At 67.8% G+C, this 12896-nt stretch carries 13 protein-coding genes; 11 read left to right on the top strand and 2 right to left on the bottom strand.

Translation table 11 applies throughout. The features are described 5' to 3' along the window. Nucleotides 1–154 precede the first annotated feature (154 nt). From def to D0901_RS05200, 11 genes are all read left to right on the top strand, one after another. On the top strand, nt 155–667 hold the full coding sequence (gene def / locus D0901_RS05250; protein ID WP_129139248.1) for a peptide deformylase: 513 nt from the start codon (nt 155–157) through the stop codon (nt 665–667). Nucleotides 668–782: 115 nt separating this feature from the next. After that, entirely contained in the window at nt 783–1757 is a 975-nt protein-coding gene (fmt, locus tag D0901_RS05245) for a methionyl-tRNA formyltransferase (RefSeq protein ID WP_129139247.1), read from the top strand. Beyond that, nucleotides 1754–3070, top strand: a complete 1317-nt coding sequence (rsmB, locus tag D0901_RS05240) for a 16S rRNA (cytosine(967)-C(5))-methyltransferase RsmB (protein ID WP_129139246.1) — start codon at nt 1754–1756, stop codon at nt 3068–3070. The genes fmt and rsmB overlap by 4 nt, the downstream gene beginning before the upstream one ends. Nucleotides 3071–3369: 299 nt before the next feature. Then, the gene (locus D0901_RS05235; protein WP_129139245.1) at nt 3370–3684 is read left to right on the top strand and encodes an ArsR/SmtB family transcription factor; all 315 of its coding nucleotides are present in this window, start codon (nt 3370–3372) and stop codon (nt 3682–3684) included. Then, nucleotides 3681–4043 carry an SRPBCC family protein gene (locus tag D0901_RS05230; protein WP_129139244.1) on the top strand — a complete coding sequence of 121 codons (363 nt, stop codon included), beginning with the start codon at nt 3681–3683 and terminating at the stop codon, nt 4041–4043. Before D0901_RS05235 ends, D0901_RS05230 begins: the two co-directional genes overlap by 4 nt. A 24-nt stretch (nt 4044–4067) precedes the next feature. After that, entirely contained in the window at nt 4068–4676 is a 609-nt protein-coding gene (locus D0901_RS05225; protein ID WP_129139243.1) for an ATP-dependent Clp protease proteolytic subunit, read from the top strand. A gap of 190 nt (nt 4677–4866) precedes the next feature. Beyond that, nucleotides 4867–5073 carry a dodecin gene (locus tag D0901_RS05220; RefSeq protein ID WP_129139242.1) on the top strand — a complete coding sequence of 69 codons (207 nt, stop codon included), beginning with the start codon at nt 4867–4869 and terminating at the stop codon, nt 5071–5073. Between the two features lie 164 nt (nt 5074–5237). Continuing rightward, nucleotides 5238–6611: a Trk system potassium transporter TrkA gene (gene trkA / locus D0901_RS05215; protein ID WP_129139241.1), complete on the top strand. Its 1374-nt coding sequence runs from the start codon at nt 5238–5240 to the stop codon at nt 6609–6611. Between the two features lie 67 nt (nt 6612–6678). Continuing rightward, on the top strand, nt 6679–8127 hold the full coding sequence (locus D0901_RS05210) for a TrkH family potassium uptake protein (RefSeq protein ID WP_129139240.1): 1449 nt from the start codon (nt 6679–6681) through the stop codon (nt 8125–8127). A gap of 147 nt (nt 8128–8274) precedes the next feature. Then, on the top strand, nt 8275–9501 hold the full coding sequence (locus D0901_RS05205) for a TraB/GumN family protein (RefSeq protein WP_129139239.1): 1227 nt from the start codon (nt 8275–8277) through the stop codon (nt 9499–9501). A gap of 307 nt (nt 9502–9808) precedes the next feature. Continuing rightward, on the top strand, nt 9809–10966 hold the full coding sequence (locus D0901_RS05200; RefSeq protein WP_162500825.1) for a GGDEF domain-containing protein: 1158 nt from the start codon (nt 9809–9811) through the stop codon (nt 10964–10966). A gap of 28 nt (nt 10967–10994) precedes the next feature. Here the strand turns inward: D0901_RS05200 and D0901_RS05195 are convergent, their stop codons facing one another. Beyond that, nucleotides 10995–11732, bottom strand: coding sequence for a tRNA-uridine aminocarboxypropyltransferase (locus D0901_RS05195; RefSeq protein ID WP_129139237.1), 738 nt, complete (start codon nt 11730–11732; stop codon nt 10995–10997). Between the two features lie 71 nt (nt 11733–11803). Then, nucleotides 11804–12754, bottom strand: a complete 951-nt coding sequence (locus tag D0901_RS05190) for a bile acid:sodium symporter family protein (protein WP_129139236.1) — start codon at nt 12752–12754, stop codon at nt 11804–11806. Between the last annotated feature and the right edge of the window lie 142 nt (nt 12755–12896).

Raw genomic sequence — 12896 nt, 5'->3', positions numbered from 1 at the left:
CCCGTCGCTGGCAGCCGGAGCCGTCTGACCCGGCTATCGCCCCGATAGGGGTATCCTATTGTCGCGATATCCGCCGGCGGTTCCGTATTGCGAGCCCGCCAACTACAATGGTCGGCAGATTGTTGCACAAACCGAACACGGTATATTCAACGCCATGGCCAAGTTAGAGATCCTCGAATTCCCCGACGAGCGGCTGCGTAACCGGGCAGCGCCGGTCGAGACCGTCGACGACGAGGTACGCGCGCTGGTCGACGACATGCTCGAGACCATGTACGACGCGCACGGCATCGGCCTGGCGGCGACGCAGGTCGACGTGCATCGCCGCGTGATCGTCATGGACGTCAGTGACGATCGTTCCCGGCCGCTGGTACTGATCAACCCCGAGTACGAACCGCTCGGCGACGAGCGCGAACCGATGCAGGAAGGCTGCCTGTCGATCCCCGAATACTACGCCGAGGTACCGCGTGCCCTGCGCGTGCATCTCAAGGCGCAGGGGCGGGACGGCCAGCCTTACGAACTCGAGGCCGACGGCCTGCTCGCCCACTGTATTCAGCACGAATGCGACCATCTCGAGGGTCGGCTGTTCGTCGACTACCTGTCGCCGCTCAAGCGCGATCGTGTGCTCAAGAAGATGAACAAGCGCCACCGTCAGACGCAGTCCGCCTGACGGCACCGCGCCCCCGTACGACCCCGCCGGAGCCGCCCCTGCGACTCCGGCGTTTTTCGTCCGGCGCCCCATCCGCTACCCTATCGCCCAACTCCCCCTCAGCAAGGCCCTGTCGATGACCCGATCCCTGCGCGTCGTTTTCGCCGGCACTCCGGATTTCGCCGCGGAGAGTCTCCGCGCCCTGCTCGCCAGCCGCCACGACGTGATCGCCGTATACACCCAGCCGGACCGGCCCGCCGGGCGCGGCCGCAAGCTCACCCCCAGCCCGGTCAAGGCGCTGGCCCTCGAACACGACCTGCCCGTGCATCAGCCCGCCACCCTCAAGGCCGATGACGCGCAGCGCGAACTCGCCGCCTACCGGCCCGACGTCATGGTGGTGGTCGCCTACGGCCTGCTGCTGCCCCAGGCGGTGCTCGACATCCCGCGCCTCGGCTGTCTCAACGTGCATGCCTCGCTGCTGCCGCGCTGGCGCGGTGCGGCGCCGATCCAGCGCGCCATCGAGGCCGGCGACACCGAAAGCGGCGTGGCCATCATGCAGATGGACGCCGGGCTGGATACCGGCGACGTGTTGCTGGAACGCCGCACGCCGATCACGGCGACCACCACCGGCGGCGAGCTTCACGACCGACTGGCCGCGCTGGGCGGCGAGGCGCTCGTCGCCACTCTGGAGGGCCTCGCCGGGCCCGGGATCGAAGCCGTCCCGCAGCCCGCCGAGGGCGTGACCTATGCCGCCAAGCTCTCCAAGGCCGAGGCGGCACTGGACTTCACCCGACCGGCCGCGGAACTCGCTGCCCGGGTACGCGCCTTCAACCCCTGGCCGGTGGCCTGGACGCGCCTGGGCGACGACACGCTGCGCCTGTGGCTGGCCGAGGCCGATGACACAGTAGCCGCCGCGTCGGCGCCCGGCACGCTGCTGGAAAGCGCGCCGGATGCCCTGCGCATCGCCTGCGGTCCCGAGGGTCGCGAGGTGCTGCGGGTGACCCGTGCCCAGTTGCCCGGCGGCAAGCCGCTGGCGGTACGCGAGCTGCTCAATGCCCGCGGCGAGCGCTTCGCCCCGGGGCAGGTCCTGGGCAAGGAGGCAAGCGCATGAGTCGCGTCGATGTTCGTGCCGTCGCGGCGAGAGTGCTCGCTCCGGTGCTGGCCGGTCAGGGCTCGCTTGCCGGGCTCGACGCGGCGCTGGCCGAGGCCGGTGTGGTCGAGTGCGATCGCGGCTTCGCCAAGGCGCTGTGCTTCGGCGTGTGCCGGACCCTGCCGCGTCTCGAAGCGCTCGCCGGCGAGCTGCTCCGCCAGCCCTTCAAGCCCCGGGATGCCGACGTTCAGGCCCTGCTGCTGCTGGGGCTCTACCAGTTGCTCCACATGCGCGTGCCACCCCACGCCGCGGTGGGTGAAACCGCCGGCGCCGCCCGCGCGCTGCGCAAGGAGTGGGCCACCCGGGTACTCAACGGCTGCCTGCGCCGCTTCCAGCGCGAGGCGACGACACTCCAGGCCCGGGTCGACCGCGACCCCGGCGTGGCCCTGATGCATCCGCCGTGGTTACTCAAGCGGCTGCGTCACGCCTGGCCCGATGACTGGCGAGCGATCGCCGAGGCCAACAACCGCCCCGGGCCGCTGACCCTGCGCGTCAACGCCCGGCGCACCACCCGCGACGCCTACCTGGCGCGTCTCGTGGAGGCAGGCCTCCCGGCGTCGCCCTGTCCCCATGCCGGCTCGGGGATCACCCTGGCCGAGCCCTGCGACGTCGCTGCCCTGCCCGGCTTCGCCGAGGGCGAGGTCAGCGTCCAGGACGAGGCGGCCCAACTCGCCGAAGGCCTGCTCGCGCCGGCGCTGGAAGGCGGCAACGGCCGGCGCGTGCTCGATGCCTGCGCCGCCCCCGGCGGCAAGACGGCGCACCTGCTGGAAGCCTTCGATGCCGAGCTGACGGCGCTGGACGTCGACGCCGAGCGTCTCGCCCGGGTCCGCGCGACCCTGGAGCGACTGGGCCTCTCGGCGCGTCTCGAGCGCGCCGACGCCAGTGCCCTCGCCTGGTGGGACGGCACGCCTTACGACGCCATCCTGCTCGACGCCCCCTGCTCCGGCACCGGCGTGATCCGCCGCCACCCCGACATCAAGCACCTGCGCCGTCCGGCCGACTTGCGCGAACTCGCCACCCTGCAGGCGCGTCTGCTGGATACCCTGTGGCAGACACTCGCCCCCGGCGGCACCCTGCTCTACGCCACCTGCTCGGTGCTGCCCGAGGAAAACGCCGACCAGATCGACGCCTTCCTGGCACGCACCCCGGATGCCCAGGCGACCACGCCGGAGGCCGCCTGGGGGCGTGTCGCCGGCGCCGGACGCCAGCTGTTGCCGCAGGACGACGGCCACGACGGCTTCTTCTACGCGCGGCTGGAGAAGGCGGGCAATTAGGGTTCAGTGGAGGCCGGGATCACACCTGCCTCCCGCTGTCCTTTACCGGTCGCGCCAGCTTACCCCGGCCGTACAGCTCAACGCTGCACGCCGCCTCGAGCCCTGCACGACATCATGTCGGCACAGGCGCCCGCTGGTGTTTGACAGAAAGATAAGTCCGCACTTATCTTTAAGCAGTGCTTGGTCCCGGGCTCTTGGTTAGCTAGCCGGTAAACCGGCACCCGGAAAGCCAAGCTCAGTCTTCTCTGCGAGCTGGAGAGGTGTGGGCAAAAAGATAAGTCTTCACTTATATCAAGAGAATGAACGAAGCCACGCTATTTCATGCGCTCGCCGACCCCAACCGCCGGGCCCTGCTCGACCGCCTGAGGCTCGCCGAGCTCAACGCGACCGAACTGCGCCAAGGTCTGGGCATTTCCCAGCCTGCGGTTTCACAGCATGTCGCCGTGCTCAGGCAAGCCGGGCTGATCGTGGCCAGCCGCCAGGGTCGACAGGTGCGCTACCGTATCGCCCCCGACGGCCTGCAACCGCTGCTCGACTGGCTCCAGCGTTACCAGGACTTCTGGCCACAGCGTCTCGACAATCTGCAAACGCTTCTCGAGGAGATGGACCCATGAGTGAAGAGTCTCGACACGCCGAGATCGTGCACGAATGCGATCTCGACCATCCGCTCGAGCAGGTCTGGAAGGCCGTGACGACACCGGCGCTGCTGACCCGGTGGATCGGTTTCAAACCGGGCGACCCCGAGGCCAGGCGCGACGGGATCGACTACCGCATCGTCGAGACACAGGCGCCGCAACGCGTCTGGCTGGCCTGGCGCGACCCCGCGACCGATCAACCCGACTCGACGGTGCTGATCGAGCTGACCCCGCTGCCGGCAGGTAGAACACGCTTACGTCTCACTCACCGTCCGGGCATCGCCATGCGGCGAGCCGCCAACGACGGTTGCCACTCACCGCAAGCCCTCGCCGCCTGACTGCCTTCGACCGGAGAAGCCGACATGAATACCCGCCTGCAGCTCGTCCCCACGGTGGTAGAGCAGTCCTCTCGCGGCGAACGCGCGTTCGATATCTATTCCCGATTGCTGCGGGAGCGCATCGTGTTCCTCAATGGCGAGGTCAACGATGACTCCGCGGCACTGATCTGCGCGCAGCTACTGTTCCTGGAATCGGAGAACCCTGAAAAGGAGATCTCCTTCTATATCAACTCCCCTGGCGGGGTCGTCTCCAGTGCCTTCGCCATCTACGACACCATGCAGTTCATCACTGCCCCCGTTGCGACACTGTGCATGGGGACGGCCTGTTCGGCGGCCTCGTTCCTGCTGATGGGTGGCGAGCCAGGCCGGCGAATGGCGCTGGCCAACGCCTCGGTGGTGATCCACCAGCCGCTGGGTGGCTTTCGCGGCCAGGCGTCGGATATCGCCATCCACGCGGCCAACATTCAGAAAACCAAGCGCCGGCTGATTGCGCTGTATGCCCAGCATTGCGGTCAGGACGAGACAACCGTCGAAAAAGCGCTCGACCGTGACAACTTCATGGACGCCGAGCAGGCCCGCGAGTGGGGGCTGATCGACACGGTCATGACACGGCGCAGCGACCTGGCTGCATGAATCGGCAAAAACGCCCGGGCTGGCGTTCCAGCGGATGTTTAACGGCGTGTTGCCGAGCGCAGGCGACTCTCGTACAACGCCTTGATTCGACAATGCCCGGTGCCCGATGCCTATACTGTCGGCACGCCACCCCGCTGCACGACAATCGCCAGCGGGGTTCGCGTTTCTTTCCCGGCAAAAGGAGTGGCCCATGTCCCAACACGTCTACAAGCACATCGAACTGACCGGCTCCTCGCCCAAGGGCATCGAGGACGCCGTCGAGCAGGCGCTGGCCAAGGCCAACGAGACCCTGCACGACATGCGCTGGTTCGAGGTGATCGACACCCGCGGCCACATCGAGCACGGCCGCATCGAGCACTGGCAGGTGACCATCAAGGTCGGCTTCACGCTGAGCTGATCCCGGCCCGCCGGGCTGCGCCATGCCATSGCGCRGCCCGGCGAGCACGCCGGACGACGCCCCCATCCATCCCGCACCTGTCCCCCTACCGCCCGACTGGTTTATGCTAGCGCGCATTTGCGGCGAATCCGCCCCACCCAGCGAACCCTGCGGACGCGACATCGATGAAGATCATCATTCTCGGCGCCGGCCAGGTCGGCGGCACCCTGGCCGAACATCTGGCCCATGAAGAGAACGACATCACGGTGGTCGACACCGACACCGAACGGCTTCGCGAGCTGCACAACCGGCTCGACATCCGCACCGTGACCGGTCCCGCTTCCTACCCGATGGTGTTGCGCCAGGCCGGCGGCGAGGATGCCGACATGCTGATCGCGGTGACCAACTCCGACGAAGTCAACATGGTCGCCTGCCAGGTCGCGCACACCCTGTTCCGCACGCCGACCAAGATCGCCCGGGTGCGCGCCGCCGCCTACCTGACCCGCAAGGGGCTGTTTTCCCACGATGCGGTGCCGGTGGACGTGCTGATCAGTCCCGAACAGGTGGTCACCGACCACATCCGCCGGCTGATCGTCTACCCCGGTGCGCTGCAGGTGCTCGAATTCGCCGGCGGTCAGGTCCAGCTGGTGGCGGTCAAGGCCTACTACGGCGGCCCGCTGGTGGGGCAGGAACTGGGTTTCCTGCGGCGCCACATGCCCAACGTCGATACCCGTGTGGCGGCCATCTACCGCCGCAACCGGGCGATCATTCCGCGCGGCGACACGGTGATCGAGGCCGACGACGAGGTGTTCTTCATCGCCGCCCGCAAGGACATCCGTGCGGTGATGAGCGAACTGCGCAAGGTCGAGCGCGACTTCCGCCGGGTGCTGATCGCCGGCGGTGGCAACATCGGCCAGCGCCTCGCCGAGCAGCTCGAGCACAGCCATCAGGTCAAGATCATCGAGCACGACCTGAACCGCTGCACGGTGCTCTCGGAGCGGCTCGACCGCACCGTGGTGCTGCACGGCAGCGCGACCAGCAAGCGCCTGCTGATCGAGGAGAACATCGAGGACTGCGACATCTTCTGCGCACTGACCAACGACGACGAGGTCAACATCATGTCGTCGATGCTGGCCAAGCGGCTGGGGGCCAAGAAGGTGCTGACGCTGATCAACAACGCCGCCTACGTCGATCTGGTCCAGGGCGGCGAGATCGATATCGCCATCTCGCCCCAGCAGGCGACCATCGGCGGGCTGCTCACCCACGTGCGTCGCGGCGACATCGTCAACGTCCACTCGCTGCGTCGCGGCGCGGCCGAGGCGATCGAGGCGATCGCCCACGGCGACTCGCGCTCCTCCAAAGTGGTGGGGCGGGCGATCGACGAGATCGACCTGCCGGCGGGCACCACCATCGGCGCCGTGGTGCGCGGCAAGGAAGTGCTGATCGCCCACGACGACGTGGTGGTCGAATCCGGCGACCACGTCATCCTGTTCGTCATCGACAAGCGCCGCATCCGCGACGTCGAGCGCCTGTTCCAGGTCGGCCTGACGTTCTTCTGAGACCACCGGCGCACACCAACCACCGACAGACAACGACAATGCCGTACCACGCAAGGAACCCCGCGCCGTGAGCCCGCGCGTCACACTGCGCATCCTCGGCCTGCTGCTGATGCTGTTCAGCCTGACCCTGGTGCCACCGATCCTGATCTCCTGGCTGTTCGCCGACGGCGTGTGGGAGGCCTTCGCCATCGCCATGGCGATCACCGCGGGCACCGGTGCGCTGCTCTACTGGCCCAACCGCCGTGCCCACAAGGAATTGCGTACCCGCGACGGCTTCCTGATCACGGTCCTGTTCTGGAGCGTACTGGGGCTGTTCGGCTCGCTGCCGCTGATGCTCGCCAGCGATCCGGCGCTGTCGTGGACCGACGCGGTATTCGAGTCCTTCTCGGGGCTGACCACCACCGGCGCCACCGTGCTCACCGGCATCGACCTGCTGCCCGAGGGCATTCGCTACTACCGTCAGCAGCTGCAGTGGCTGGGCGGCATGGGGATCGTGGTGCTGGCGGTGGCGATCCTGCCAACGCTGGGCATCGGCGGCATGCAGCTCTACCGCACCGAGATTCCCGGCCCGCTCAAGGATTCCAAGCTCACCCCGCGCATCACCGAGACCGCCAAGGCGCTGTGGTACATCTACGCGGCGCTGACGCTGGCCTGCTTCGGCGCCTACTGGCTGGCCGGCATGAACTGGTTCGACGCCCTGGGCCACAGCTTCTCGACGGTGGCGATCGGCGGCTTCTCGACCTACGACGCCAGCATCGGCTATTTCGACAGCCCCGCCATCGAGATGATCTGCGTGGTGTTCATGGTGATCTCGTCGGCCAGCTTCGGCCTGCACTTCGCCGTGTGGCGCGAGAAGCGCCTGCTTCACTACGTGCAGGACTCGGAATTCCGCTTCTTCATCACCTTCCTCGCCCTGCTCTGCCTGATCAGCATGGTCACGCTCCTCCTTGATCCCAACTACACCCAGTGGAAGGCGCTGCGCCACGGGTTGTTCGAAACGGTGTCGGTAGCCACCACCACCGGCTTCGGCGTCGCCGACTTCTCGCTGTGGCCGGGCGCCCTGCCGTTCATGCTGTTCGTCGCCGCCTTCGTCGGCGCCTGCTCGGGCTCCGCCGGCGGCGGCATGAAGGTGATCCGCATCCTGCTGATCATCAAGCAGGGCATGCGCGAGGTGATGCGCCTGATCCACCCCAACGCGGTGATCGCCATCAAGGTCGGCAAGGTCCGCGTCACCGACGGCGTCTCCCAGGCGGTGTGGGGCTTCTTCGCCGTCTACGTGATGCTGTTCTTCCTGATGCTGATCGGCATGCTGGCCACCGGGCTCGATCAGGTCACCGCCTGGTCGGCGGTGGGCGCGGCGCTCAACAACCTGGGCCCCGGGCTCGGCGAGGTGGCCAACGACTACGGCGACATTCCGGGGCTGGCCAAGTGGATCCTGGTGGTGGCGATGGTGCTGGGACGCCTGGAGATCTTCACGGTGCTGGTGCTTTTCATGCCGGCCTTCTGGCGACGCTAGGCTTTCTACGAAGATGGTCTGCGCTCGCCGAGGTTTCGCGCCAGCCCTGGTTGCCCGGGACAGCAAGATGGCAGCAATCGCCACTGGCGTTTGCCCGCCCGGCCATGACGTGGATAATCGAGCTTCTGCCCGAGATAGCGAGCCTTCATGACCGACACTCAGGACACCGCCGCGCCGGACACCACCCAAGGCCCCCGCCAGGTGGTCGAGGTCGGCGATACCCGCTACACCCTGCTGGGCACCGCCCACGTCTCGCGCGCCAGCGCCGACGAGGTTCGCGAGTTGATCGCCTCCGGTGACTTCGACGCCGTGGCGATCGAGCTCTGCCCCTCGCGCCACCAGAGCCTCACCCAACCCAACGCCATGGGCGATCAGGACCTGTTCCAGGTATTCCGCCAGGGCAAGGCGGGCATGGTCATGGCGAGCCTGGCGCTGGGGGCCTTCCAGCAGCGCGTCGCCGAGCAGTCCGGCATCGAGCCCGGCGCCGAGATGCGCGAGGCCGTCAAGGCCTGCCGCCGCGCCGACCTGCCGCTGCAGCTGATCGATCGCGACATCGGCGTGACCCTCAAGCGCGTCTACGCCAGGGTGCCCTGGTGGCAGCGCGCCGGGCTGATCGGCGGGCTGTTGGGCAGCCTGCTGTCGCGCCAGAAGGTGTCCAGCGAGGAGATCGAACGGCTCAAGCAGGGCGATGTGCTGGAATCCACCTTCGCCGAGTTCGCCGAGCAGTCCGAGGCGCTCTACACCCCGCTGATTCGCGAGCGCGACCGCTACATGGCATTACGCCTGGCCGAGGAGAACACGCCGCCCCGCTACCGCAACGTGCTGGTGGTGATCGGCGCCGGCCACCTCAAGGGGCTCGCCGAGCATCTCTCGCAGCCGCTGCCCGAGGCGCCGGGCGAGGAGCGCGCCACGCTGGAAGCCACCCGGCCCCGGGCGCGCTGGTGGAAGGTCATTCCGTGGCTGATCACGGCGCTGGTGCTGGCGGGCTTCGCGCTGGGCTTCTCGCGGGACACCCAGCTCGGCTGGCAGTTGATCGGCGAGTGGTTCCTGATCAACGGCGTGCTCTCGGCGCTGGGCTCGGCGATCGCCCTGGCCCACCCGCTGACCGTGGCGGCGACCTTCGTCGCCGCGCCGCTGACCTCGCTCAACCCGACCATCGGCGCCGGGTTCGTCGCCGCCGGCGTCGAGCTGGCGCTGCGCAAGCCCAAGGTCCGCGACTTCTCGCGGCTGCGCCACGACGTCAGCTCGGTGAAGGGCTGGTGGCGAAACCGCGTCTCGCGCACCCTGCTGGTCTTCCTGCTCGCCACCATCGGCTCGGCGGCGGGTACCTGGATCGCCGGGCTGCGCATCGCCGAGCAACTGCTGGGCCACTGACCCGGCCCTGCCGCACTGGCGTCATCGCGCCGCCTGCCATCTGACACGGCGGTCACCACTCTCAGCGACGCCACTGGGCCCTCCCCGCCATGGGGCGGGCCGATGTGCTCTCCTCCCCCGCCACTGCTCGCAATCCGTGCCACCGGCGCCGGCAACGCTTCAGGGCAAACCTATGCCGGCCGATAAGACGGCTAGGGCCTTAAAAAAACCAAACACCCCTGACACGGCGGTCACGACTATCCGAGGATACGGTAGACGGGGCTATCGCCATACGACGTCGTCCTGCACGCAAAAAGGCCAGCCGCCCATGCTGACAAACTTCTTCGCGCGTCCTCGTGCCTACTCGCTGCCGCGCTGGCGCTGCATGTACTGGCTGCTCTGCGACCCTCGTCTGCCCAAGCCGATCCAGCAAAGCCTGCTGATCGGCCCCACCATCCAGACGTCTTTCATGTGGTCGGGGACGATCACGATTCTCCTGCTGACACTGATCGCGGTATACCGCAATCCGACACCGGCGTTCTGGGTGTGGTGTCTGGCCACGCTGTCAGTCTCGGCTTACCGCATCTGGCTGCAGTACCTGATCAAGCGACGCTGGGACAGGCAGCATATCGCGACGCCGGCCGACCAGGCCTACCTGGCCAACCTGCTATGGAGCGCCGTCACCGGTCTCGGCACCGCGCTCTGCCTGCTCAGTGGCGACACCGTCCTGCAGGTATTGACCATCTCCAGCATGGTCGCCCTGGCCTCGATCGCAGCGGGGTTCTCGCATGGCACACCCCGTTACGCCATGCTGCAGGTCCTGCTGCTGGATCTGCCGCTCAAACTTGCGGTCCCCTTTCAGCCCGAACCCTGGTTCTGGGTGCTCCTGCTGCAGGGCCCCTTCTTCTGGGTGGCGCTGCACATGATGACCCGCACGCTTCACAAAATGTCGGCCCAGTTGCTGCTCGACGAGTATCAGAGCCGGCAAAAGGCGCACCGGGATCCGTTGACCGAACTCTTGAACCGGGAAGGCTGGTTTCGCGAGGCACTGGCGGTGCGCGGCCCGGGTCGGGCGCCGATGCCGGCCGGCCTGCTGTTCATCGATCTCGACGGCTTCAAGCGCATCAATGACACCCATGGGCACCTGAAGGGTGACCAGTTGCTGCATCAGATCGCCACCCTCATGAGCGACGCCCTGCGCGCCGATGACATCCTGGCACGCTGGGGCGGCGATGAATTCGTGATCCTGCTGCCGGGCGCCGACGCCGACGCGAGCCGGACGGTCGCGCAACGCCTGATAGAGATCACCGCCGATCTCGGTCGGGTCCATACGGAATTCGGGCTGAGCATCGGACTCGTCCACTGCGAGGATTGGCGGGGCGCGAACCGCGAGCGTATCGAGCAGTTGATCGCCCGGGCGGATCAGGCGCTCTACCGGGCCAAGCAGGACGGCAAGGGACGGTTCCAGGAAGCCCGCGACGTGTGAGCCTCCGGGTCGAGCCGCGTGCGGTCCGTCAGTCGCGACGCCGCGAGCGCAGACGCCGCATTGCCGGCGTCGGCCCCTCCAGCTTGCTGTGCCGCCGGCTGGCGGCATAGCTGTCGTTGAAGGCGTCGAAATAGTCGTCGAGCACGTCCGCCGCCGCCGTGTCGCCGACCTGACGCAGCAGTTCGGCGGCGACCTCGGCGGTGCACAGATGCGACGCCGAGGCCGGCTTGCGCAGGTGATAGCGGGTGTGTCGCTGCGTGTGCAGCGGCAATACCGGCAACGCGGCGAGATAAGGACTCTTGCGGAAGATCCGCCGGGCCTGGCGCCAGGTGCCATCGAGCAGGATCAGCACCGGAATGCGTCCCTGCTCGCCGACGGCGACGACCGCTTCGGGCCCCACCACCCGCTCGGCATAGTCCGGCTGGTCGTCGGGGAACACCACGAAGGGCGCGAAGCGCGGATCGTCGAGCAGCGCCAGCAGGCGTTCGTCCGGCTCGGTGCGATACCAGGTGAACACCTCGGTGGTGGGCAGTACGTGACCGATCAGCCGCCCGGTGTTGGTGGGCTTGTAGTGCTCCAGCGGGTGGGTCAGCAGCCAGACCCGGGTCCGGCTCCCGGCAGAGACCCGGTAGGGGCACAGGCAGTTGAGCGCTGGCAGACGGCAGGTATCACAGCGCTCGACGAAGCTCCCGCGCGCCTTGAAGGGCTTGCGCGGCGGGTCGGCCTCACCGCTGGAAGCGGTGGTGTCGTGCAGGGCATCTCTCATCGGGAATCGGGTCACCAACGAAACGGGCCGGGCATTCTAGCATGCCCGGCCCGTCGTCCTCAGCGGAGAGGTCAGTCCGTGCCGAGAGCCGGCTTACGGGCCCCGTCGTCCACCGGGCGACGCTTCCAGTAGCCCGCCAGCAGCGAGCCGGAGACGTTGTGCCAGACCGAGAACAGCGCCCCGGGCAGCGCCGACGTGGCGGTGAAGAACTGGTTGGCCAGCGTCACCGCCAGGCCGGAGTTCTGCAGGCCCACCTCGAAGGCGATGGTCCGCGCGGTGCGGGTGTCGAAGCGCAGCGCCCGCGCCAGGCCGTAGCCGGCGGCCAGACCGATGCCGTTGTGGGCGATCACCGCCAGCGCGACGATCGGCCCCAGCGTCGCCAGGCGTCCGGCGTTGAGCGCCACGACGATGGCGATGATCAGCACGATGGCCGCCATGGCCAGCGTCGCCAGCGCCGGTTCGACGGCCTGGATGCGCTCGCCGAGCAGATGGTGGATCACCACGCCCAGGGCGATCGGCGCCACTACCAGTTGCGCGATGCTCATCAGCATGCCGGCCACCGGCACATCGACGCTCTGGCCGACCAGCAGCAGGGTGAGCAGCGGCGTGGCGAACACCGAGATCAGCGTCGAGACCATGGTCATCGATACCGACAGCGCCACATGGCCACCGGCCAGCCAGGTCATGACGTTGGACGAGGTACCGCCGGCGGTGGCGCCGACCAGCACCATGCCGATGGTCAGCTCGGGCGAGAGCCCCAGGAGCTTGGACACCAGCAGCGCCGCCAGCGGCATGATCAGAAACTGCAGCACCACACCCACGGCGATCGGCTTGGGCGCTTTCACCACCCGCGCGAAATCGCCCTTGGTGAGGGTCAGCCCCATGGCGAACATGATCACCACCAGCAGGGTCTTGATGTAACCGGCCAGCCCGGTGAACAGGTCGGGCACGAAGGCGGCGATGACCGCGAGCAGCACGGCCCACAGGGGAAACAGACGGTTGATGCGTTCGAAGATCGACATGCGTTATGTGTCCTGGCGTTGGAGGGTCGAAGACGGCCGCTGAGCACGGCTCTTGGCGTAATGGCCCACGGGCCTTGCTTAGCCGGCTATCATGCCGCAACGCCCTCGACCGCGAAAGCCGACCTTCGCGCCCCGCGCCGGG

Source organism: Modicisalibacter coralii (genome assembly GCF_004117855.1).
Lineage (GTDB): Bacteria > Pseudomonadota > Gammaproteobacteria > Pseudomonadales > Halomonadaceae > Modicisalibacter > Modicisalibacter coralii.
The sequence above is the reverse complement of the archived record's forward strand: the minus strand, read 5'-3'. Positions and strand labels throughout refer to the sequence as shown.

Bases quoted from the DNA above. Each gene is read 5' to 3' on its own strand.
- def (WP_129139248.1), top strand. From the start codon at position 155: ATGGCCAAGTTAGAGATCCTCGAATTCCCCGACGAGCGGCTGCGTAAC.
- fmt (WP_129139247.1), top strand. From the start codon at position 783: ATGACCCGATCCCTGCGCGTCGTTTTCGCCGGCACTCCGGATTTCGCC.
- rsmB (WP_129139246.1), top strand. From the start codon at position 1,754: ATGAGTCGCGTCGATGTTCGTGCCGTCGCGGCGAGAGTGCTCGCTCCG.
- D0901_RS05235 (WP_129139245.1), top strand. From the start codon at position 3,370: ATGAACGAAGCCACGCTATTTCATGCGCTCGCCGACCCCAACCGCCGG.
- D0901_RS05230 (WP_129139244.1), top strand. From the start codon at position 3,681: ATGAGTGAAGAGTCTCGACACGCCGAGATCGTGCACGAATGCGATCTC.
- D0901_RS05225 (WP_129139243.1), top strand. From the start codon at position 4,068: ATGAATACCCGCCTGCAGCTCGTCCCCACGGTGGTAGAGCAGTCCTCT.
- D0901_RS05220 (WP_129139242.1), top strand. From the start codon at position 4,867: ATGTCCCAACACGTCTACAAGCACATCGAACTGACCGGCTCCTCGCCC.
- trkA (WP_129139241.1), top strand. From the start codon at position 5,238: ATGAAGATCATCATTCTCGGCGCCGGCCAGGTCGGCGGCACCCTGGCC.
- D0901_RS05205 (WP_129139239.1), top strand. From the start codon at position 8,275: ATGACCGACACTCAGGACACCGCCGCGCCGGACACCACCCAAGGCCCC.
- D0901_RS05200 (WP_162500825.1), top strand. From the start codon at position 9,809: ATGCTGACAAACTTCTTCGCGCGTCCTCGTGCCTACTCGCTGCCGCGC.
- D0901_RS05195 (WP_129139237.1), bottom strand. From the start codon at position 11,732: ATGAGAGATGCCCTGCACGACACCACCGCTTCCAGCGGTGAGGCCGAC.
- D0901_RS05190 (WP_129139236.1), bottom strand. From the start codon at position 12,754: ATGTCGATCTTCGAACGCATCAACCGTCTGTTTCCCCTGTGGGCCGTG.